Source organism: Zoogloea sp. LCSB751 (assembly GCF_002028455.1).
GTDB lineage: Bacteria > Pseudomonadota > Gammaproteobacteria > Burkholderiales > Rhodocyclaceae > Zoogloea.
Window position 1 is genome coordinate 111,825 of record NZ_MWUM01000004.1, and the last position, 21,026, is coordinate 132,850.

Genomic DNA, 21,026 nt, shown 5'->3' on the forward strand with positions numbered 1-21,026 from the left:
ATTTTCCGTCGCCTGCAGGCCGGGCGCGTTTTACGAAGAGCTGGGTAACAGATTGACTACAAAAGAACAAACGGGCAACCAGAAGTCACTCGACGAGCTGCTGCACGGCCATACGCCGATGATGCAGCAATACATCCGCATCAAGTACGAGCACCCCAACACCCTCCTCTTCTACCGGATGGGCGATTTCTACGAGCTCTTTTTTGAAGACGCCGAGAAAGCCGCGCGCCTGATGGACATCACGCTGACCACCCGCGGCAGCTCCGCCGGCCAGCCGATCAAGATGGCCGGAGTGCCCCATCACGCGGTCGAGCAGTACCTGGCGCGGCTCGTGAAGATGGGCGAGTCGGTGGTCATCGCCGAGCAGGTCGGCGACCCTGGCGCCACCAAGGGGCCGATGGAGCGCGCGGTGTCGCGCATCGTCACGCCGGGCACGCTCACCGACGCGGCCCTCCTCGACGACAAGGCCGACGCGCCGCTGCTGGCCGTCAACCTGCACCGGGGCGTGCTGGGCCTGGCCTGGCTCAACCTCGCCAACGGGGATTTCCGCGTGCTCGAATGCGATGCACCGCAGCTGGCGGCCCAGTTCGAGCGCCTGCGCCCGGCCGAGGTGCTGATCCCCGACGGCCTGCGCCTGCCGCTGCTGGAGCACCTGGCCCCCAGCCTGCGCCGCCTGGCCGACTGGCAGTTCGACGCGGAAACCGCGCGCCGCCTGCTCACCACCCATTTCGGCACCCGCGACCTGGCCGGCTTCGGCGCCGACGAAATGCCGGTGGCCCTGGCCGCCGCCGCCGCGCTGTTCGATTACGCCCGGGCCACCCAACGCCAGGCCCTGGCCCACATCACCGCCCTCACCGCCGAGCGCGACAGCGCCTACCTGCGCCTGGATGCCGCCACGCGGCGCAACCTGGAACTCACCGAAACCCTGCGCGGCGAGGCGGCACCAACGCTGTTGTCGCTGCTCGACACCTGCGCGACCAGCATGGGCTCGCGCTGGCTGCGCCACGCGCTGCACCACCCGCTGCGCGACCGCGCCGCAGCGGCTCACCGCCACGTGGCCGTCGGCGAGCTGGGCGAAGGTCCGGTGGAACCGGTGCGTCGCATCCTGCGCGGCGTGTCGGACGTGGAGCGGATCACCGCCCGCGTCGCGCTGCGCAGCGCCCGCCCGCGAGATCTGTCGGCGCTGCGCGACAGCCTCGGCCGGCTGGCCGAACTTCGTGCGGCCCTCGGCACGCCGCAGGCGCCGCTGCTCGGGCACATGCTCGACGAGCTGGCCACGCCGGACGATGCCCTCGACCTGCTCAGCCGCGCCATCGCCCCGGAACCCTCCACTGTGCTGCGCGACGGCGGCGTGATCGCTAGCGGATTCGATGCCGACCTGGACGAGCTGCGCGGTATCCAGACCAACTGCGGCGCCTTCCTGCTGGAACTCGAAGCCCGCGAACGCGAGCGCACCGGCATCGCCAACCTGAAGGTCGAGTTCAACCGGGTGCATGGTTTCTACATCGAGATCTCCGCGGCCAACGCCGCCAAGGGCGAGCTGCCGGAAGACTACCGCCGCCGCCAGACGCTGAAGAACGCCGAGCGCTTCATCACCCCGGAGCTGAAGGCTTTCGAGGACAAGGCCTTGTCGGCGCAGGAGCGCGCCCTCGCCCGCGAAAAGCTGTTGTACGAAGGCGTCCTGGATCAGCTCGCCAGCGACATCCCGCGCTTCCAGCGCATCGCCCGCGCCTGCGCGCTGCTCGATGGCCTGTCGGCCTTCGCCGAAGCGGCGGCGCGCTATAACTACGCGATGCCGGAGTTCAGCGAGCAGCCGGGCATCGAGATCGTCGGCGGCCGCCATCCGGTGGTCGAACGGCAGGTGGAGAACTTCATCGCCAACGACACCCGCCTCGACCCGACCCGCCGCATGCTGCTGATCACCGGCCCCAACATGGGCGGTAAATCGACCACGATGCGCCAGGTCGCATTGATCGTGCTGCTCGCCCACGTGGGCTGCTTCGTGCCGGCCAGCGCGGCGCGAATCGGACCGGTCGATGCGATCTTCACGCGCATCGGCGCCTCGGACGACCTGGCCTCCGGCCGCTCCACCTTCATGGTCGAGATGACCGAGGCCGCCGCCATCCTGCACGGTGCCACCGACCAGAGCCTGGTGCTGATGGACGAGATCGGCCGCGGCACCTCCACCTTCGACGGCGTCGCACTGGCGGTGGCCATCGCCCGCCACCTGCTCGACAAGAACCGTTGCTGGACGCTGTTCGCCACGCACTATTTCGAGCTGACCCGCCTAGCCCAGGATTACCCGGAATGCGCCAACGTGCACCTGGATGCCGTCGAACACAACCACGGCATCGTCTTCCTGCACGCGCTGGAGGAAGGACCGGCCAGCCAGAGCTACGGGATCGAAGTGGCCGCGTTGGCCGGCATTCCGTCGGCTGTGGTGCGCGACGCCAAGCGCCGCCTGCGGGCGCTGGAGAACCGCGAGATCAGCGCCGGCCCACAAGCCGACCTGTTCGCCAGCCTGCCGCCGGAAGAACCCGAAACCACCGGCCACCCGGTGCTGGGTGCATTGGCGAACATCGACCCGGACGCCCTGTCGCCACGGGAAGCCCTGGAAGCCCTCTATGAACTCAAACGCCTGACCGCATGAAGACCTTCGCCCGCCTCGCCCTCGCCTGCTCCGGCGCGCTCCTCGCGCTGTCGGCGTCCGCCACCGAGCCGTTCAGCTTCGGCCTGTTCGGCGATACGCCCTACAACCGCTTCGAGCGCCTCAACCTGCCCGGCCTGATCGCTGAGATGAACGCCGAGCCGCTCAAGTTCGTGCTGCACGACGGGGACATCAAGAACGGCGGTGAGCGCTGCGACGATGCCTTGTTCGAGGACCGGCTCCAGCTGTTCCAGACCAGCTTTCATCCGCTGATATTCGCCTTTGGCGACAACGAATGGACCGACTGCCACCGCAGCAACAACGGCGGTTACGACCCGCTGGAGCGGCTCGCCACGCTGCGCCGGCTGTTCTTTGCCGAACCGACCCGGACCTTGGGACAAAATCCGATGAAGGTGGAGTCCCAGGCTGGCGTGCCCGAACATACCGCCTACCGCGAGAACCTGCGCTGGCAGATCGGCCCGGTGCTGTTCCTGTCACTCAACATTCCCGGCAGCGACAACAACTACGGCAACGGCAGCCGGCCCAGTGATGAGTTCGTGCAACGCAGCGCCGCGCTGAAAGCCTGGATTGCCGACGGCTTTGCACTGGCCCGCAGCCGGGGCCTGGAAGGCGTGATGCTGGCCATGCAGGCCAACCCGGATATCGAGGACTTCAGCCAGGGCAAGCCCAACAAGGGCTACCGGGCGCTGCTGGAACAGCTCCTCGCCGAGACGAAGGGCTTTGCCGGCGAAGTCGTACTGGTGCATGGCGACACCCATTTCCACCGCATCGACAAACCCCTGCGCGACCCGGCCAGCGGCGAAGTGGTAAAGAACTTCACCCGCCTGGAAACCTTCGGTTCGCCCTTCATGGGCTGGGTGAAGGTGGACGTGGAGCCGGGCCGACAGCCTTTGTTCCGCTACACCGCGCGCCCATACAGCCCGGTACAGGCGGAAAAGTCCAACTGAAACGCTCAGCGCTGTTGCGGGTTCATGCGTCCCATGACCTGCTCCAGCGCGCGTCGAACGCTGTCGGCCGCCGCATCGACGCCATCGGTCGCCGCGACTTCGCTGACCACGTGATAATGCAGCACCAGCAGGCCGCGGAGCTTGTCCCAGGCGACCGGGTTGTCCGATGGGCACAGGTTCTTGTCGCCGCGCAGCACGCCCTCGGCGATACCGGGCTCCAGCAGGCTGATGTCGCACAACTGGGCCAGGCGGGCGATTTCCAGGTCGATGGACAGGAGTTCCGCGTCGTGGTTTTCGAAAGTGGCCATGGTGTGAAGGCTCCGCAATGATTTCAAGCCCATATTACCGCAGCGCAACAAATAAAACGTCATGACCGTGCCCATCGATATCAGCGAAGAATCCGGCGTCCGCTACCTGCATTTTGGCTCGGTGTGGGTGCAGGGCGCGATGCGCATCCGTAAGCCGGACGCGCTGGAACTCGAATACACCCGCGAGATGATGGCAGGCCTGCTGCTGCGGGCCGCACCGTGGCCCGAGCGGGTGCTGCTGATCGGCCTTGGCGCCGGCTCCATCGCCAAGTTCATCCACCGCCACCTGCCGCAAGCCCGCACCACCGTCGTCGAGATCGCACCGGAAGTCCATGCGGTGGCCAGCCAGTATTTCCGTCTGCCGCCCGAGGATGAGCGCTTGCAGGTGATGATTGGCGACGGCGTGCATTTCGTCGTCAACGACGACAGCCAGTGGGACCTGATCGTCGTGGATGGCTTCGATCGCAATGCCCGCGCCGGCAAACTTGCCAGCCAGGCCTTCTACGCAGCTTGCAGGGCGCGGCTGTCGCCCAACGGTCTGTTGAGCGTCAACCTGTTCGGGCAGATCCGCGGTTTCAAGACACAGCTCAAGCGCCTGGGCGAAGCCTTCGACGGGCGAGTGTTCGCGCTGCCGCCCTGCCCCAGCGGCAACGTGGTGGTCTTCGCCCACGCTGGTAATCCGGTGGAAACATCGCTGGCCGCGCTCGGCGAGCGTGCTTCCGAACTCAAGACTGCCAGCGGCCTCGACCTCAAGCCGAGCCTCAAACGGCTGGACAAGTCGGGGCAACTGCCGGACGGACGGATCGCCTTCTGATGGAGCGCGTGGACTGCGTGGTGATTGGCGCCGGCGTCGTCGGCCTGGCCTGCGCCCGCGCCCTCGCCCAGGCTGGACGTGAAGTGCTGATCCTCGAAGCCACGGAGCGCTTCGGCAGCGGCATCTCCAGCCGCTCCAGCGAGGTGATCCACGCCGGGCTCTACTATCCGACGAACTCCTGGCGCGCCCGCCTGTGCATGGCGGGCCGCCAGGCCTTGTACGCCTATTGCGCCGAGCGTCCCATTCCCCACCGCCGCACCGGCAAGCTGCTGGTGGCGACGGACGACGCCCAGCTACCGCAACTGGATGCCATCGCCAGCCGCGCCGCCGCCAACGGCGTGACGGGGTTGAGCCGCCTGCACGCCGACGAAGCCGTCGCGCTGGAGCCTGAGCTGCGCTGCGTCGGCGCCCTGCTGTCGCCGGACACCGGCATCATCGACAGCCACGCGCTGATGCTGTCCCTGCTTGGCGACGCCGAGGCGGCTGGTGCCACACTGGTCACCCACAGCCCGGTGCTGCGCGGCGAGCGCATCGCGAGCGGCTTTGCCCTCGAAGTGGGTGGCGATGCAAGCTTGAAGCTGCACGCCCGTAGCGTCGTCAACGCCGCCGGCCTGGGCGCCGTGCCGCTGGCCCGCCGTTTTGGCGGTCTGGCGGAAGCACGCCTGCCGAAGGCCCATTTCGCCAAGGGCAATTACTTCACGCTGCAGGGCAAGGCCCCGTTCAGCCACCTGATCTACCCGATCCCAGAGGCCGCCGGGCTGGGCGTGCACCTGACGCTGGACCTGGGTGGGCAAGCTCGTTTCGGCCCCGACGTGGAATGGATCGATGCGCCGGACTACGGCGTGGCGCCGACGCGCGCCGAGTCCTTCTACCCCGCCGTGCGCCGCTACTGGCCCGACCTGCCGGACGGCGCGCTGCTACCCGCCTATGCGGGCGTACGGCCGAAGATCCACGGCCCCGAGGAAGCGGCCGCCGATTTCATGCTGCTCGGCCCGCGGGAGCATGGCGCGCCGGGCCTCGTCGAGCTGTTCGGTATCGAATCGCCGGGCCTCACGAGCTGCCTGGCCCTGGCGGATGCAGTGCTGGCCGCGCTGGGCCAGCACCCGTGGGACAAGGAAACACGGGATAGCCCGACGTTTCCTTGAGGGTTTCAGGTTGCCGGCGCGTCGGCCGGCGCAGGCGGCAGCCACAGGCAGTTGCCCTTGTTGGCCTTGGCGATCTCGCCGAGCACCTTGTCGTGGCCTTCCAGCTCTTCCGGGGACGCGCGCAGCACCCGCAGTGGCGGGCGCTCGATGGGGCCGCCGGTGTCGCCATCGTCCACCTGGGCGGCCGGCTCGTCGAGCATCATGATCAGGCTTTCCTGTCCACGGGTCATGGCCAGGTAGACATCGGCGAGCAGCTCCGCATCGAGCAGTGCGCCGTGCAGGGTGCGGTGCGTGTTGTCGATCTCGTACAGGCTGCACAGGGCGTTCAGGGACGCCTTCTTGCCGGGGTTCTGTTCCTTGGCCAGCCTGAGGGTGTCGATCACGCTCGGGCAGATCGCAGTGAGCAAGGGCCGGCCCAGCAGGCTCAGCTCATAGTTCAGGAAGCCCACGTCGAAGGGCGCGTTGTGGATGACCAGCTCACCATCGGCAACGAATTCCTCAAACTCCTGGACGATGTCCTTGAACACCGGCTTGTCGGCCAGGAATTCATTGGTGATGCCGTGCACCGCAATCGCGCCGGCATCGATGTCCCGCTTCGGGTTGATGAAGACGTGGTAATGGCGTCCGGTCAGTTTGCGGTCAACCAGCTCGACGCAACCGATTTCGATCACCCGGTCGCCGCTCTTCCAGTCCAGGCCGGTGGTTTCCGTGTCGAGAACGATCTGTCTCATGCCGCAACTCCTGTATCCACTATTTTTCCTGTCTTGCGCACGGCATCCACGCCGCGCCGCGCGAGGGCGTCGGCCCGTTCGTTCTCCGGGTGGCCGGCATGGCCCTTGACCCATAGCCAGCGGATCTGGTGGCGGGACGCCTCGCTGTCGAGGGCGCGCCACAGGTCCTCGTTCTTGACCGGCTCCTTGGCGGCGGTCTTCCAGCCCCGTGCCTTCCAGCCATGGATCCACTCGGAAATGCCCTTCTGCACGTACTGGGAGTCCGTATGCACACGCGCTGCAACCGGGCGCTTGAGGGCCTGCAGTGCGCGGATCACCGCCAGCAGCTCCATCCGGTTGTTGGTGGTGGCGGGCTCCCCGCCCCACAGCTCCTTCTCGTGGGGACCGGCGCGCAGGATCGCGCCCCAGCCGCCCGGGCCCGGATTGCCCGAACAGGCGCCGTCCGTATAAATATCAATCTCGTCCAAAATCTTTCTCGACCAGGGTTGTCTGCGGGCGTCCCTTGCGGGAACCCGTCTTCTGAATGAGGGGCGCCAGCGCACGTGCCGCCGCCTTGCGTTCCCATTTGGGCATGATCAGCCTCATGCCCTGCACCCGCTTGATGGCGTGGATGATGTACACCCCACCGCCAATCGGCCACCAGCGGTCACCCGCGGCATCCATGAAAGCCAGGCGCTCGATCCACTTCTGCTGCTCCATGGCCGGCACATAGCAGCCCGAGGCCTGACAGTTGGCCTCAAAGCTGAGCAACGCCAACCAGTCCTTGATGCGTCGCAGGGACAGGTATTGCCCGTGCCACGGGTAAGCACAGGCTTCCCGAGCCAGCAGGCGCTTCATCCCGAACAGGCTGAGGGGATTGAAGCCGGCGATCACCACATGCCCTTCCGGCACCAGCACCCGCTCCACCTCCCGCAACACCTGGTGCGGATTGGCGGCGAATTCCAGCACGTGGGGCAACACGACCAGATCCAGGCTGGCCGCGGCAAAGGGCAGTGCAGCGTAGTCGAGCTCCACCTGCACCTTGCCGGCCCCGGCACGAAAACGGAAAGGCATCCGGTTGGTCTGCAACAGATCGAACTCGGGCAGCCCCAGCTGCGCTGCGTTGTAGCCGAAGATGTCCGCCACCAGCGTGTCGAAACGCGCTTTCTCCCACGCCATCACGTAGCCACCCAACGGGGTTTCAAGCCATGCATGGAGACCGGGAAAGGATTCGGAAGAGGGCATGTCGGATGCGGACGTACAGCGGCTACAATGACCAAATGCAGATTATCCCTCTTCCCGCGTTCCGCGATAACTATATCTGGGTCCTCCGCAACGAACGGTACGCCGTGGTCGTGGATCCGGGCGACGCCGCACCGGTGCTGCGCTACCTGACCGACGAAGGGCTGACCCTGGAGGCCATCCTCGTCACGCATCACCACTCCGACCACGTCGGCGGCCTGCCGGCCCTGCTCGCCGCAACCCCGGTGCCCGTATATGGGCCGGCGCGGGAGGACATCGCCGGCATCAGCCATCCGGCAGCGGAGGGCGAGGAAGTCCGCCTGCCGGGCATCGGCGCATCCTTCACGGTGCTGGACATCCCGGGCCACACCGCCGGTCATGTGGGCTATTACGGCGAAGGCTCGCTGTTCTGTGGCGACACCCTGTTTGCTGCCGGCTGCGGACGGCTCTTCGAGGGAAGTCCGGCCCAGATGTACGCCTCACTCGCCAAGCTGGCAGCCTTGCCGGGTGAGACCCGGGTCTATTGCACGCACGAATACACCCTGTCGAACCTGGCTTTCGCAGCAGCCGTCGAACCGGACAATGCCGCGGTCGCCAAGCGCATCGCCGCGAGCGAGGCATTACGCGCGGCCAATCAACCGACCGTGCCCTTCGCGCTGGCCGGCGAAATCGACAGCAACCCCTTCCTGCGGACCGGCGAGCCCGCAGTGATCCGCCAGGCCGAGGTGCAAGCCGGACGTGCGCTCACCGATCCGGTGGAGGTGTTTGCCGCGATCCGGGAATGGAAGAACCGCTTCTAGGATCAGGCCGGCGGTGACGTGACGGCCGCCGCTGCGGCGATACGATTCCGCCCACCCTGCTTGGCCTGGTACAGCGCGTCGTCGGCAGCCTTGACCAGATTTGCCGAGCGGACATCGCCGCGCCCCGGTATCACCGATGCGGCGCCGATGCTGATGGTCACCACCGTGTTGGCGCGGGAATAGCGGTGGGTGATGCTCAAGCCCTCGACCGACGAGCGCATGGTTTCTGCCACCTGCAGGGCACCGGCGATGTCGGTATCCGGCAGGATGACCGCAAATTCTTCGCCGCCATAGCGGGCCACCAGGTCTGCCGGCCGACGCAGGCTGCCTTTCAGGATGCGGGCCACCGCCTTCAGGCATTCATCTCCCACCTGATGCCCGTAGCCATCATTGAACTGCTTGAAGAAGTCCACGTCGCAGAACAGCAGCGCCAACGGACGCCCCTGCCGGCTGGCACGGCGCCACTCGGACTGCAGCGTGTCATCGAACTGGCGGCGGTTCGGGATGGCCGTCAGGCCATCCAGGGAGGAAAGACGGGTCAGCTCCTGGTTGGCTTCGTCCAGCTTGCGGGTCAGCACCAGCAGCGAGTAACGCATCTGGGCGATGCGCTGCATGGCCCGCACCTTGGCGGCCAGCACGGTTTCCGAGACAGGTTTGATCAGGTAGTCGTCGCCACCGACGGCGATACCCTTCTCCAGGTCTTCGTCGCTGGTGCGCGCGGTGAGAAACAGGATCGGCGTCCATTCGCCGGCCTGCTCCAGTTGCCGGATACGCCGCGCCACCTCGAAACCGTCCATGCCCGGCATGATGATGTCGAGCAGGACCAGGTCCGGGCGTTCCTGCTTGAACAGCTCGATACCCTTTTCGCCGTTGCGTGCGACGATAGGCTCGATCCCGATCTTGCGGAGTTGATGGGAGACCAGCGTCGCACTGGTCAGGGTATCCTCAATCAACAACGCTTTCACTGAACGCTCTCGGACAATAAGTGGGGAAACGGATCAGGGCAGGACCTGCCCTGAGGGGGATTGTGCCCTAAATGGGCTTGAAATGGCGCCCTCCGCCCCCCACGGAGCGCAAGGATTTGTTGCGGAATGGCGCGGCCCGCGGTTTGACCCCCCTGTACGCGGGCAGATAGAATTCCGCCTTTGCTTTTTGCGCGACGAATCCTGATGTTTCCAAGAGTTATCGCGCTGCTCCTTTCTCTAACCTGGGTCGCGCCGCTGATGGCCGCTGAAAACGGCCAGGCCCCGCTGCAGGTGGCCCAAGCCCCGTCGCTCTTCAATGCGAACGGTGCATCGCCCACGACGCAGACCTTCGAGATCCGGGATCAGCACGTCAAGGTGCCGACCATCGATCTGACGGTGGCGCCCGATGACCTGTGGGAACGCATCCGCCGCGGCTTCTCGATGCCGGACCTCAACACCGACCTGGTGACCGACCGGCAAATCTACTACATCAACCGCCCCGCCGCCCTGCGCCAGATCTTCAGCCGCGGCCAGCGCTACCTCTATTACATCGTCGATGAACTGGAGCGCCGCGGCATGCCCACCGAACTGGCCCTGCTACCGATGGTGGAGAGCGCTTTCAATCCGATGGCCCTGTCCTCGGCCCAGGCATCCGGCCTGTGGCAATTCGTCCCGTCCACCGGCAAGAGCTACCGGCTGGAACAGAACTGGTGGGTGGACGAACGGCGCGACGTGGTCGCATCCACCAACGCCGCGCTGGACTACCTGCAATACATCTACGAGATGCACGGCGACTGGCACCTGGCCCTCGCCTCCTACAACTGGGGCGAAGGCGCGGTCGGCCGGGCCGTGGCCAAGAATCGGGCTGCCGGCCAGCCGACCGAATACCAGTTCCTAAACATGCCCGGCGAAACACGCTACTACGTGCCCAAGCTGCAGGCACTGAAGAACATCGTGGCCCAGCCGGAGCTGTTCGGCATCACGCTACCGGCGATTCCCAACCGGCCCTACTTCGCCACCGTGGAGAGTCGCGTCCCCCTCGATCTGGCGACGGCCGCCCGTCTGGCCGAAACGCCGGTCGAGGAAATCCTCGCCCTCAACCCCGGCTACAAGCGCCCCGTGCTGCCGACCAACGGTACCCAGTCGCTGATCATTCCAGCCGACAGGGTGGACACCTTCCTCAGCAACCTCGAAAAACACGATCCGGCCAGCGCCAGCTGGAAGACCTACGAGCTCCAGGAGGGTGAAGCCCTGGAAGGCGTGGCCGACCGGCTGGGCATCTCGGCAAGCCGGCTGCGGCAGGTCAACGGACTGTCGCCGCGGGCCCGCATCGGCACTGGCTACACCCTGATCGTGCCGTCGGAGAGCGAAGGCGAGCGCATCACCCTCACCAACATGCTACCGACCAAGCCCCAGGCCGGCGCCATCGAGCCCCCCACCTTCATCGTCCAGCGCACCGTCGTACGTGGCCGTAACGGCAAGCCGACGGTGATCGAACGCAAGGTGCCGGTCAGCAGTCCGCCGATCAAGCCGTTCTCTTCCACCCACAGCAAGAGCGACACCTCTTCTGCCAAGGACAAGGATCAGGCGAAAGAGGCACCGCACGGCAAGCAAGCCAAGGGCAAAAGCACAGACAGGCAGGGCGAGAAAGCCGCCCCCGAAAAGCCATCCTCGAAGGACAAATCCGCTTCCTCTACGAAAGAGAAGGCCCCTGATAAGGAAAAGGCCTCCGAGAAATCCCAGGGCAAGGAAAAGGCCGCGGGAAAAGACAAATCCAGCGATAGCAAGGCGGAAGGCAGCCACAAGTCTGACAAGAAAGACAGCGCTGACAAGAAGGACGGTGGCAGCAAGTCCAAGGATGCCAAGGACAGCTCAAGCAAGGAAAAGAAGCATCACTGAAGGCGGGTGCCCGCGCGGGCACCCGCCTTCAGTGAAGATGGCAGCGCACCACGCGAGTCGGAGACAGCCGGGTTTCCTCCGGATAGGTCTTCCGGCAAACCTCCATCGCCTGGCTGCAGCGGGGATGAAAGTGACAACCTGCAGGCGGTGCCAGCGGGGACGGCAGATCTCCATGGGTCGTGTCGCCCCCGGGAGGTACGCCCCCACCATGCTCATCCACCCGCAGCACGGCCGCCAGCAACATGCGCGTGTAGGGGTGGCTGGGCGCTCTCAGCACCTCCTCCACACTCCCCTGCTCGACGATCCGCCCCAGGTACATCACCGCCACATGGTGGGCCAGATAATCCACGACAGCCAGGTTGTGGGTGATGAACAGGTAGGACAGGCCGTATTCCGCCTGCAACTCCCGCAGCAGATTGAGGATTTGCGCCTGGACGGACACGTCGAGGGCGCTGGTCGGCTCGTCGCAGACGATCAGCTTCGGCGATACCGCCAACGCACGGGCGATGGCGATGCGCTGGCGCTGCCCGCCCGAGAATTCGTGGGGAAAACGATGGCGCATCGCCGGGTCCAGGCCCACCCGCTTGAGCAGGGCTTCGACCCGTAGTGCACGCGCCTCGGCGGTCTTCTCAACCTTGAGGGCCTCCATCCCCTCCTCCAGAATCTCGCCGACCCGCATGCGCGGATTGAGGGAGCTGAAGGGGTCCTGGAAGATCATCTGCAGATCCCGCCGCAGAGGCTGCCACTCGCGGGGGCTGAGTTCGAGCAGTTCGTGGCCGCCATACCGGGCCGAGCCCCCGGTGGCCGGCAGCAGACTGAGCAGCGCCTTGCCCGCGGTGGTCTTGCCGCAGCCCGACTCGCCGACGAGGGCCAGGGTTTCCCCGGCCGGCACCTTCAGCGACACCCCGTCCACAGCCTTCACGTGGCCGACGACCCGGCGGAACAAACCCTTGCGGACCGGAAAATGGACCTGCAGGCCTTCCACCTCCAGCGCTCCGCCGGCCGTGGCCGGACCCGCAACGCCGGATTCAAGGCCGGCCGGCGACTCCGGCAGCCAGCCAATCGGCGCGGCCGGATCGTAGAGGTGGCAGCGCACGGTCTGATGGCCGACCGTGTACATGGCCGGCGCCACCTGGCGGCACAGATCCTGCGCCTGGGGGCAGCGGTCGGCAAAGCGGCATCCCTGCCGATGGGCGCCGAGACGGGGCACCTGGCCACGGATGGTCTCCAGCGCCTTGCCCCGCTGTGCCTGGGTCGGCAGTGCGGCAAAGAGTTTGCGGGAATAGGGATGCAGCGGTGCGCTGAAGAAATCCTCGCGCTCACCGGTCTCCACCAGTTCGCCGGCGTACATCACGCCAACCCGGTGCGCCATGCGTGCCACCACACCCAGATCGTGGGTGATCAGCAGCATGCCCATGCCCCGCCGGGCCTGCAGGTCGGCGAGCAGGTCCAGCACCTGGGCCTGGATCGTCACATCCAGCGCCGTGGTGGGCTCGTCGGCAATCAGGATCTGCGGGTCGCCTGCCAGGGCAATGGCGATCATGACCCGCTGCTTCATGCCGCCGGATAGCTGGAATGGGTACTCGGCCAGGCGCCGGCGTGCGTCGGAAATGCCAACTGCTTCGAGCAGGCGTTCCGCCTCGTTCCAGGCAGGCTGGCCGTGCATTCCCCGATGACGGACCAGCACCTCGCCAATCTGGTCGCCAACCGTCATGACCGGGTTGAGGCTGGTGGCCGGCTCCTGGAAGATCATCGCCAGGCGGCTGCCCCGGATGTCGCGCATCCGCGCTTCAGGCAGGCTGTGCAGCGCTTCACCGCCGAGACGTACCGAGCCTTCCGAGATCCGTCCGCCGGCTGGAAGAAGGCGCATGCAGGCGAGCGCGGTCATCGACTTGCCACAGCCGGACTCCCCAACCAAGGCGAGGGTGCGTCCAGCCGGCACATCGAAGCTGACGCCATCCACCGGGCATACGCGCCGACCTGGAACGCCCAGCTCCACCTGCAGATGGTCCACCTGCAACAGGGCCTGAATGTCCGTTTCCGATTTATTCATTGCAAACAAAACGGACCGCAATGCGGCCCGTTTATCGAGTCCGGGCTGACCGGCACCGGAATGACTCCCGAGCGCCGGCCAATAGGCACATCAGTGGTGATGGCCGCCTTCACCGTGCACGTGGCCATGGCCGATTTCTTCGGCGCTGGCTGCACGCACGCCCTTGACGGTGATGTCGAAGAGCAGCGCCGTGCCGGCGAGAGGATGATTACCGTCCACCACCACCTTGCCGTCGGCGATGTCGGTGATGCGGTAGACCATTTCGTCCTCGCCATCCTCGCCCACGCGCTCGAAGGACATGCCGACTTCGATGTTGTCGGGGAACAGGGTGGCGTCTTCCACCAGCACCAGCTCCTCGTCGTACTCGCCAAAGGCGTCTTCCGGCTGCAGCTTGACCTTCAGGCTGTCACCGGTGTTCTTGCCGTGCAGCGCTTCCTCGATCACGGTGAAGATGCCGTCGTAACCGCCATGCAGGTAAACCAGCGGATGCTGGCCGTCGTCGATCACGTTGCCATCCGGGTCGGTAACCTTGTAGTCAAGCGTGACGATCGTGTTCTTGGCGATTTCCATTTACATTCCTTGAGTTGAGTTGCTTTATCAGCTGGAAGACTTCGGCGGCATGACCGCGCGGATTCACATCGTGCAGCACATGCTGCACCACCCCGTCGCTGGAGATGATGAAAGTCGAGCGACGCACACTGCGCTTGGCGACCCCATCGACCATGCCCGACAACCACACGCCGTAAAGACGGCACACATCGCCATCCTCATCGGACAGCAACTCCACCGACAGGCCGTGCTGATCGCGGAAATCGGCATGGGTCAGGCAGTCGTCGGGACTCACACCGATCACCATGCAGTCTTCCTGCGCGAAATCGGCATCGTGATCGCTGAAATCGATGGCCTGACGCGTGCAGCCGGGGGTGTTGTCACGGGGATAGAAGTACAGGACCACATGCTTGGAACCCAGCACCGAAGCCAGATCGAACATTTCCATGTCGGCATCGGGCAGGGAAAAGAGCGGAGCGGGCGAACCTTCGCAAGGCACCACCGGCGAGTCGGAGGATTCTAACCGAGCAGCGCTGAGAACTCTACCCGAAGCGTGTTGCGGGCTGACGTACATGGGCATCTCTCCTCCGGGGGCTGGGGGCTCTCGGGAGCCCGTGGGGGTTGGGCGAATCGATTCGTGTGGCGCGTCTTGTCTTCGAGATATGTCGGCGGCGGCTCCGTGGCCAGCTTGCCACACCTGCATCCATCAGGAGAAGGCATGCTCTTGAATGGATAGTCCACCGCGGGCGGCGCCTCAAGTGATTTGTGACAGTGGCCTGAAGTTTGTCACGCTTGCCGGCACGGCGCACCCGGCAAGTCCATGGCACTCACTGCTTGCCATTCAGCGCAAGCTGTATAAAATTACACAAGACTCACAGGAGCCCCCAATGTCCGACAATCTCACTCCCCGCCAACAGGAAATCCTCCAGCTCATCCGCGACACCGTGGAGCTGGAAGGGCGTCCGCCAACCCGGGCCGAGATTTGCAGCGCCTTCGGCTTCCGTTCGCCCAACGCAGCAGAAACCCATCTGCGCGCGCTGGCCGCCAAGGGCGTCATCTCCCTGGAAGAAGGTCGTGCCCGGGGCATCCGCCTGAAAGAAGCCCTCGGCCTGCCGCTGATCGGGCGGGTCGCCGCCGGCAGCCCCATTCTCGCCGCCGAGCATGTGCAGGGCCGCTACCAGGTGGATCCGGGCCTGTTTTCCCCACGGGCCGATTACCTTCTGATGGTGCGTGGCCTGAGCATGCGCGATGCCGGCATTCTCGACGGCGACCTGCTGGCCATCCATCGCACCACCGAGGTCCGGGACGGGCAGATCGTCGTCGCCCGCGTGGAGGACGAAGTCACGGTCAAACGCCTGACCCGCAAGGGCCCCATCGTCGAATTGCTGCCGGCCAATCCGGACTTCGAGCCCATCGTCGTGGACACCCGCAGTGCCCCGCTGGAGATCGAAGGCATCGCCGTCGGCCTCATCCGCAACGACAGCTTCTGATCCCGCCTGCAAGGCTAAGTCACGCCATGGCCGCGCCCGCCTCCGTCGCCTCACCCCTGGACCACCTGGTCTGGCGCGGTGACCAGCTGGCGACGCCGGTCCTGCCCGGGCGACCGACCGGCCATGCCGCACTGGACGCAGCCCTGCCGGGTGGTGGCTGGCCCCCCGCCGCACTGACCGAACTGCTGCTGCCCCGCAACGGTGTCGGTGAACTGGGCCTGCTGTTACCCCAGCTTGCGGCAGTGCCCTCCGGACGCTGGGCGGCCTGCATCGCTCCGCCCGGTCTGCCCTATGCGCCAGCCCTGGCTGCCGCAGGCGTACCCCTCGATCGACTCCTCATCGTCCAGGCCGAAAGCTCCGCCCATGCCCGCTGGGCGGCTCGTCAGGCCCTCGACTCCCGCAGTTGCGAGGTAGTCCTGCTGTGGCTGGCCGAGGCCGACATGGGAGCGCTGCGCCGCCTGCAACTGGCCGCCGAGGAGAGCGGCACCCCCCTGATCCTGCTCCGTCCGGAAAGTGCCGCCCACCAGCCCTCACCGGCCGTCCTGCGGCTGGCGCTCACGCCCTGTCGCGGTGGGGTCGGGATCCGCATCCTCAAGCGCCGGGGACCGCAATTGGCCGCAGCTCTGGCCCTCCAGCTTCCGTGGCCGGGCGAAGGCTCGCGGCCCGACGGCGACACTGCGCCCTCCCCCGCAACAGCCGCTTTACAGCCCCCCTCCTCTCCCGGCAAGCATGCTCTGGTGCGCCCTTTACCTGCCCGATCTACCCCTTCAGGTCTTCACACGAGGGCGCAGTGAAAGCGCCCCGCTTGCAGTCCTCGATGGCCATCCTCGCCGGCGGATTGTGGCCGCGGATCCGGCGGCAATGGCGTGCGGCGTGGAGCCAGGGCTTGGCCGGGCCAGCGCACTGGCCATAGCGCCCGAGCTGTGCCTGGTCGATCGAGCGCCGTCGCTCGAACATGCCGCCCTGATCGACATTGCCAGCTGGGCCGGACGCTTCACGCCTGCCGTCAGCCTCGACCCACCCAATACCGTCCTCCTCGAAGTGGAGGCCTGCCTGCGCCTGTTCGGCGGACTCGCCCCCCTGGGCCGGCAGATCACCCGGCAAATCGAAGAGCTGGGCTTTCATGCCCGCTTGGCCTTCGCGCAGACAGCACTGGCCGCCCGCTGGCTGGCCCGCTTCGGCACCGGGGACGACGTCGGGAAACCGCTTGCGGAGCGGCTCGACCGGCTGCCACTGCGCGCCCTCGCCGAAGGCACGCCGGTGGGCTCCGACAACCTGGACCTGCTCACCGGAACCGGCCATGCCACCCTGGGAGAAGTGCGCCGCCTGCCCCGCCACGGCCTGGCACGACGTCACGCCCAGGCAGTCACCGACGCCATCGATCGCGCTTACGGGCATGTCCCCGATCCCCGCTCGTGGTTCTCTCCCCCCGAGCGCTATCTGTCCCGCCTGCCGCTGCCGACGCCGTCCGGGCAGGCCGACACCCTGCTGTTCGCCACTCGTCGCCTGCTTGCCGGCCTGGCCGGCTGGCTGGATGCCCGCCAGGCCGGCGTGGAGCGTTTCACCCTGGTGCTGGAATTCGAACGCAACAGCCAGGTGCCGGAAACGTCCGTCGAGATCGTCCTCGGTGTCCTGTCCCGGGATATGGTGCGCTGCCAGTTGCTGGCCCGCGAACACCTGAACCGCCTGCCCCTGCCGGCCGCCGTGGACGCCCTGCGTCTCGCGGCAGACTTGCCGTGTCCGCTGGCGCCCTCCGCGGGCGAACTTTTCGAGGGGGATGACGAGCATCGGGGAGACGCGGGCCTGCTGGTAGCCACCCTGCGCGCACGCCTTGGCGACCAAGCAGTACGCTGCCTGACACCGCACCCCGATCACCGCCCCGAGAAGGCCTGGCGCTGGATCGAGCCTCCGGTCCCGGGGCCCGTCCATACCCGCTCGACGCCCATCCCGCTGCCACCGTCACCTCGCCCCCTGTGGCTGCTGCCGGAGCCCCGCGCCATCCCCGCACCACAGCCCTGGAGCCTCCTCGCCGGCCCGGAACGCATCGAATCCGGCTGGTGGGATGGGCCGGAAGCTACGGTAGGCCGGGATTATTTCGTTGCCCGCACACAGGATGGCTGCCTGGCCTGGGTCTTCCGGGAGAGGGGCGCCCCCCATGGCTGGTACCTCCACGGCTACTTCGCCTGAAGGACGCCTGTCCAGCTGGGCTAGACTACGCGCCTCATGAAATCGTCACCCTCGCCCAGCCTCGTCCGGCGCATCCTCGAAATCGCCTGGCCGGTACTCGTCGCCCAGCTGTCGTCCATGACCCAGATGGTCAGCGACACGGTCCTGAGCGGCCGTTATGGCACCACGGACCTGGCCGCCGTCGCAGTCGGCAGCGGCATCTACATTTCCATCGTGATGCTGCTGGTGGGTATCCTGCAGGCCGTCTCCCCCACCGTCGCCCACCATGTCGGCGCAGCCCGCCACCAGGAAATCGGCCCTACCCTCCAGCAGGGCTTCTGGCTGGCCCTGCTGCTGTCCATCCCGGGCGTGGTGTCGCTTACCCAACCGGACTGGCTGCTGCAGCTCAGCGAGATGAGCCCCGAAGTCGAGGCCCTCACGCGCGACTACCTCGGCAACATCGCCTGGGGCCTGCCGGCAGTGCTGCTCTACCGGACCTTCTACGCCTTCACCAATGCGCTGGGGCACAGCCGGGTGCTGATGGTGATCAGCCTGGCCACGACCTCGGTGCACATTCCCCTGTCGTGGGCGCTGGTCAACGGCCATCTTGGAATGCCCCCCTTGGGCGGCACCGGCTGCGCCGTCTCCAGCGCCACGGTCGGCTGGCTTGCACTCTTCTGCGCCCTCTTCCACATGGCCAGATCGCCCATCTTCAGCGCCTATCGGCTTTTTTCCCGTTGGCAGGCGCCTCATCCACGGGTACTCGCCGAGTTGCTGCGGCTGGGCCTGCCGATGGGCTTTTCGAGTTTCGTGGAGATCACGGCCTTTACGCTGATCGCCCTGCTCGTCGCCAAACTGGGGGCATCGGTGGTGGCCGGCCACCGCATCGTCGGCAACCTCGGGGCGCTGATCTACATGCTCCCGCTGGCCCTCGCCATCGCCACCCTTGTACTGGTCGGCCAGGCCGTCGGTGCGCGGGATGGACGAGGCGCCCGTCATGCGGCCAAAGTCGGCATCATCCTGGCAGCCAGCCTGTCGACGGCCGTCGCCACCGCCATCTGGCTGGCCCGCGACCCGATCTTTGCCGCGTACACCAACGACCCCGCGGTACATCAGCTGGGAGCCTCACTGATGATCTACATCTGGCTCTACCAGTTCTTCGACGCCATCCAGACCGTGGCCGCCCACGCCCTGCGCGGCTACAAGATCACCTTTGGCCCGATGCTGGTGCACACCTTGTGCTTCTGGGGCATCGGCCTGGCAGGCGGCTACGGCCTGGCCTTCTACGGGCTCGGCACGCTGCTGGCGCCCCAGGGCGTGGCAGGCTTCTGGCAAGCCGCGGTGCTCAGCAACATTGCCGCGGCACTGCTCTTCGGTGCTTACCTGTACCGCGTGGCGCGAGGTCAGGCTGAGGCAGCCAGCCAACCCTGACGCAAGGTCTTGGCCTGGCCCGAACTGCGCTCGGCGAGCGCCAGCTTGGCGGTATCCGCCGGCGCGGCCTGCAGTTCCACCTCGAACTCCATCAGCTCATCCCGCCGGAAGGCATGCACACGCACCGTTTCGCCGGCCAGCCGGCGGGCCAGCAGCTTGTCCAGATTGGCACTGGTGATGCGGATGCCGTCCAGCGCGACCAGCACGTCCCCCGCCGACAGCCCGGCCGCCTGCGCCGCACCGCCGTCGTAGACGTTGGCCAGCTTGAGCGCATCGCCGTCGGCCGCAGTGCGTACGCCCAGGCCCGGACTACCGTTCGGCGCCTCCCAGGCCAGGGTCAGCCCCAGGCGCTTGAGCCAGGCATCCAGCGGGAGCTCGTCGGTCCCTTCGACCAGTTCGCGCAGCCAGCGCCCGAGTGCCGGCCCGCCGAGTTCCGCCGCCAGCGCGAAAATGCCCTCCTCCTCAACGCCGACGCCGGTGAGTCCGTGACGCTGCCATAGCGCACGCATCAGATCGTCCAGGCTGCGGGCGCCCTTGCTGTCCGCGCGCAGGCGCAGGTCGAGCAGCAGGGCCACCAACGAGCCCTTGGTGTAGTAGCTGACGATGGCGTTGGGGCTGTTCTCGTCCTGGCGGTAATACTTGGTCCACGCCTCGAAGGACGACTCCGCCACGCTCTGCTTGCGACGGCCGCTGCCCTTGTGCACCTGCGTGATGGTCTTCGACAGCAGCGCCAGGTAGTCCTTCTCGGAGATCCGGCCGCTACGCACCAGCATCAGGTCGTCATAGTAGGAGGTGAAACCCTCGAAGGCCCACAGCAGGCGCGTGTAGCCTTCCTGCGTCAGGTCGTAGGGCACGAAGGCCGCCGGCTTGATGCGCTTGACGTTCCAGGTATGGAAGTACTCGTGGCTGCACAGGCCGAGGAACTGCCGGTAGCCCTCCGTCGGCTCGTCCATGCCCGCATACGGGAGATCGTTGCGGCTGCACAGCAGCGCGGTGGAGGCCCGGTGCTCGAGGCCGCCGTAGCCGTCACCCACGGCCATGGTCAGGAATACATAGCGGTCCATCGGCGCGGGCTCGCCGAACAGCCGGATCTGTGCCTCGCAGATCGGCTTGAGGTCGGCGACCAGGCGCGTCGTATCGCAATCGTGGCGCCCGGTGATGGCCACCGCATGGGGCACACCACAGGCATCGAATTCGGCGAGGGTGAACGTACCCATCTCGACCGGATGATCGATCAGCGCGTCGTAATCTTCCGCACGGTACAGGCCGAAACCGTAGCGCTCTGCCGCGCCAGCTTCGCCGGCCGCTTCCGGCAGGCTGGTGGCCACACGCCAGCCTGCATCCTTCAGGCCGCGCGGCGGGCGGATATCCACGAAATGGGGCTGCTGCTCGCAGCCATGCACCTTCAGGAAGACGCTCGTGCCATTGAAGAAGCCATGGGTCTGGTCCAGGTGTGCCGCACGTACCGACAGATCCCACGCATACACCGTGTAGTTCACCGTGACCGGCTCATCCAGCCGCGCCGGCAACACCCAAGTGTGCTTGTCCTGCTTGACCACCGCCAGATGGCGGGCACCGGCCTTGGCGGTCAGGCTGACGACGTTTCTGGCGAACTCGCGGATCATGTAGCTGCCGGGAATCCAGGCCGGCAGGCTGAGAACCTGCCCCGCCGGGTCGGGGCGCTCGATGCGCAGGGTGATGTCGAACAGATGGGCGGCCGGCTGTGCGGCCTGGATGGTGAACCGGACGGAGCAAGGCATGGAATCGATCGGTGCGGAAATGTGACGGAGCCGTGATTCTACTCGCCACGCGGCTTATAGCGTGCCGCCAACGCACCCG

At 66.5% G+C, this 21,026-nt stretch carries 19 protein-coding genes; 10 read left to right on the forward strand and 9 right to left on the reverse strand.

The window, feature by feature from the left end:
- Positions 1-118 precede the first annotated feature (118 nt).
- Both mutS and B4920_RS06360 read left to right on the forward strand, forming a co-directional pair.
- A complete protein-coding gene (gene mutS / locus B4920_RS06355; RefSeq protein WP_079433780.1) occupies positions 119-2,650 on the forward strand; it encodes a DNA mismatch repair protein MutS in 2,532 nt (843 codons plus the stop codon).
- Positions 2,647-3,615 (forward strand): hypothetical protein, encoded by a 969-nt coding sequence (locus B4920_RS06360; protein WP_079433781.1) that lies wholly within the window; start codon positions 2,647-2,649, stop codon positions 3,613-3,615. Before mutS ends, B4920_RS06360 begins: the two co-directional genes overlap by 4 nt.
- A gap of 5 nt (positions 3,616-3,620) precedes the next feature.
- Here B4920_RS06360 and B4920_RS06365 read toward each other — a convergent pair whose 3' ends face one another.
- The gene (locus B4920_RS06365) at positions 3,621-3,923 is read right to left on the reverse strand and encodes a hypothetical protein (protein ID WP_079433782.1); all 303 of its coding nucleotides are present in this window, start codon (positions 3,921-3,923) and stop codon (positions 3,621-3,623) included.
- A gap of 61 nt (positions 3,924-3,984) precedes the next feature.
- Between B4920_RS06365 and B4920_RS06370 the strand changes: the two genes are divergently transcribed.
- Positions 3,985-4,737: a fused MFS/spermidine synthase gene (locus B4920_RS06370; RefSeq protein ID WP_079433783.1), complete on the forward strand. Its 753-nt coding sequence runs from the start codon at positions 3,985-3,987 to the stop codon at positions 4,735-4,737.
- Positions 4,737-5,882, forward strand: coding sequence for an NAD(P)/FAD-dependent oxidoreductase (locus tag B4920_RS06375; RefSeq protein WP_079433784.1), 1,146 nt, complete (start codon positions 4,737-4,739; stop codon positions 5,880-5,882). Before B4920_RS06370 ends, B4920_RS06375 begins: the two co-directional genes overlap by 1 nt.
- Before the next feature lie 5 nt (positions 5,883-5,887).
- Here B4920_RS06375 and dnaQ read toward each other — a convergent pair whose 3' ends face one another.
- Genes dnaQ through B4920_RS06390 form a run of 3 tightly spaced genes read right to left on the reverse strand, consistent with a single transcriptional unit; the run spans position 5,888 to position 7,837 of the window.
- Positions 5,888-6,613 carry a DNA polymerase III subunit epsilon gene (gene dnaQ / locus B4920_RS06380; protein ID WP_079433785.1) on the reverse strand — a complete coding sequence of 242 codons (726 nt, stop codon included), beginning with the start codon at positions 6,611-6,613 and terminating at the stop codon, positions 5,888-5,890.
- Complete coding sequence (gene rnhA / locus B4920_RS06385) at positions 6,610-7,080, reverse strand: ribonuclease HI (RefSeq protein WP_079433786.1); 471 nt, start codon at positions 7,078-7,080, stop codon at positions 6,610-6,612. Before rnhA ends, dnaQ begins: the two co-directional genes overlap by 4 nt.
- Positions 7,067-7,837, reverse strand: a complete 771-nt coding sequence (locus B4920_RS06390; RefSeq protein WP_079433787.1) for a class I SAM-dependent methyltransferase — start codon at positions 7,835-7,837, stop codon at positions 7,067-7,069. Before B4920_RS06390 ends, rnhA begins: the two co-directional genes overlap by 14 nt.
- Before the next feature lie 35 nt (positions 7,838-7,872).
- On the opposite strand from B4920_RS06390, the gene gloB reads away from it, so the two are divergent.
- Positions 7,873-8,634 (forward strand): hydroxyacylglutathione hydrolase, encoded by a 762-nt coding sequence (gene gloB, locus B4920_RS06395; protein ID WP_079433940.1) that lies wholly within the window; start codon positions 7,873-7,875, stop codon positions 8,632-8,634.
- A 2-nt stretch (positions 8,635-8,636) separates the two neighbouring features.
- Here gloB and B4920_RS06400 read toward each other — a convergent pair whose 3' ends face one another.
- Positions 8,637-9,587: a diguanylate cyclase gene (locus B4920_RS06400; RefSeq protein WP_368664710.1), complete on the reverse strand. Its 951-nt coding sequence runs from the start codon at positions 9,585-9,587 to the stop codon at positions 8,637-8,639.
- A 216-nt stretch (positions 9,588-9,803) separates the two neighbouring features.
- Here B4920_RS06400 and B4920_RS06405 point away from each other — a divergent pair, with 216 nt between their 5' ends.
- Complete coding sequence (locus tag B4920_RS06405; RefSeq protein WP_079433789.1) at positions 9,804-11,498, forward strand: transglycosylase SLT domain-containing protein; 1,695 nt, start codon at positions 9,804-9,806, stop codon at positions 11,496-11,498.
- Positions 11,499-11,526: 28 nt separating this feature from the next.
- Here the strand turns inward: B4920_RS06405 and B4920_RS06410 are convergent, their stop codons facing one another.
- From B4920_RS06410 to B4920_RS06420, 3 genes are all read right to left on the reverse strand, one after another.
- The gene (locus B4920_RS06410; RefSeq protein WP_079433790.1) at positions 11,527-13,551 is read right to left on the reverse strand and encodes an ABC transporter ATP-binding protein; all 2,025 of its coding nucleotides are present in this window, start codon (positions 13,549-13,551) and stop codon (positions 11,527-11,529) included.
- A 90-nt stretch (positions 13,552-13,641) separates the two neighbouring features.
- Positions 13,642-14,121, reverse strand: a complete 480-nt coding sequence (locus tag B4920_RS06415; RefSeq protein ID WP_079433791.1) for a peptidylprolyl isomerase — start codon at positions 14,119-14,121, stop codon at positions 13,642-13,644.
- A complete protein-coding gene (locus tag B4920_RS06420; RefSeq protein ID WP_079433792.1) occupies positions 14,087-14,674 on the reverse strand; it encodes a peroxiredoxin in 588 nt (195 codons plus the stop codon). Before B4920_RS06420 ends, B4920_RS06415 begins: the two co-directional genes overlap by 35 nt.
- 313 nt (positions 14,675-14,987) lie before the next feature.
- On the opposite strand from B4920_RS06420, the gene lexA reads away from it, so the two are divergent.
- Genes lexA through B4920_RS06440 form a run of 4 tightly spaced genes read left to right on the forward strand, consistent with a single transcriptional unit; the run spans position 14,988 to position 19,187 of the window.
- Positions 14,988-15,590, forward strand: a complete 603-nt coding sequence (lexA, locus tag B4920_RS06425) for a transcriptional repressor LexA (RefSeq protein ID WP_079433793.1) — start codon at positions 14,988-14,990, stop codon at positions 15,588-15,590.
- A gap of 26 nt (positions 15,591-15,616) precedes the next feature.
- Entirely contained in the window at positions 15,617-16,384 is a 768-nt protein-coding gene (gene imuA / locus B4920_RS06430; RefSeq protein ID WP_079433794.1) for a translesion DNA synthesis-associated protein ImuA, read from the forward strand.
- Positions 16,320-17,777, forward strand: coding sequence for a DNA polymerase Y family protein (locus B4920_RS06435; protein WP_079433795.1), 1,458 nt, complete (start codon positions 16,320-16,322; stop codon positions 17,775-17,777). Before imuA ends, B4920_RS06435 begins: the two co-directional genes overlap by 65 nt.
- Before the next feature lie 36 nt (positions 17,778-17,813).
- Positions 17,814-19,187 (forward strand): MATE family efflux transporter, encoded by a 1,374-nt coding sequence (locus tag B4920_RS06440; RefSeq protein ID WP_079433796.1) that lies wholly within the window; start codon positions 17,814-17,816, stop codon positions 19,185-19,187.
- Here B4920_RS06440 and B4920_RS06445 read toward each other — a convergent pair.
- The gene (locus tag B4920_RS06445) at positions 19,160-20,947 is read right to left on the reverse strand and encodes a M61 family metallopeptidase (RefSeq protein WP_079433797.1); all 1,788 of its coding nucleotides are present in this window, start codon (positions 20,945-20,947) and stop codon (positions 19,160-19,162) included. The genes B4920_RS06440 and B4920_RS06445 overlap by 28 nt on opposite strands.
- Between the last annotated feature and the right edge of the window lie 79 nt (positions 20,948-21,026).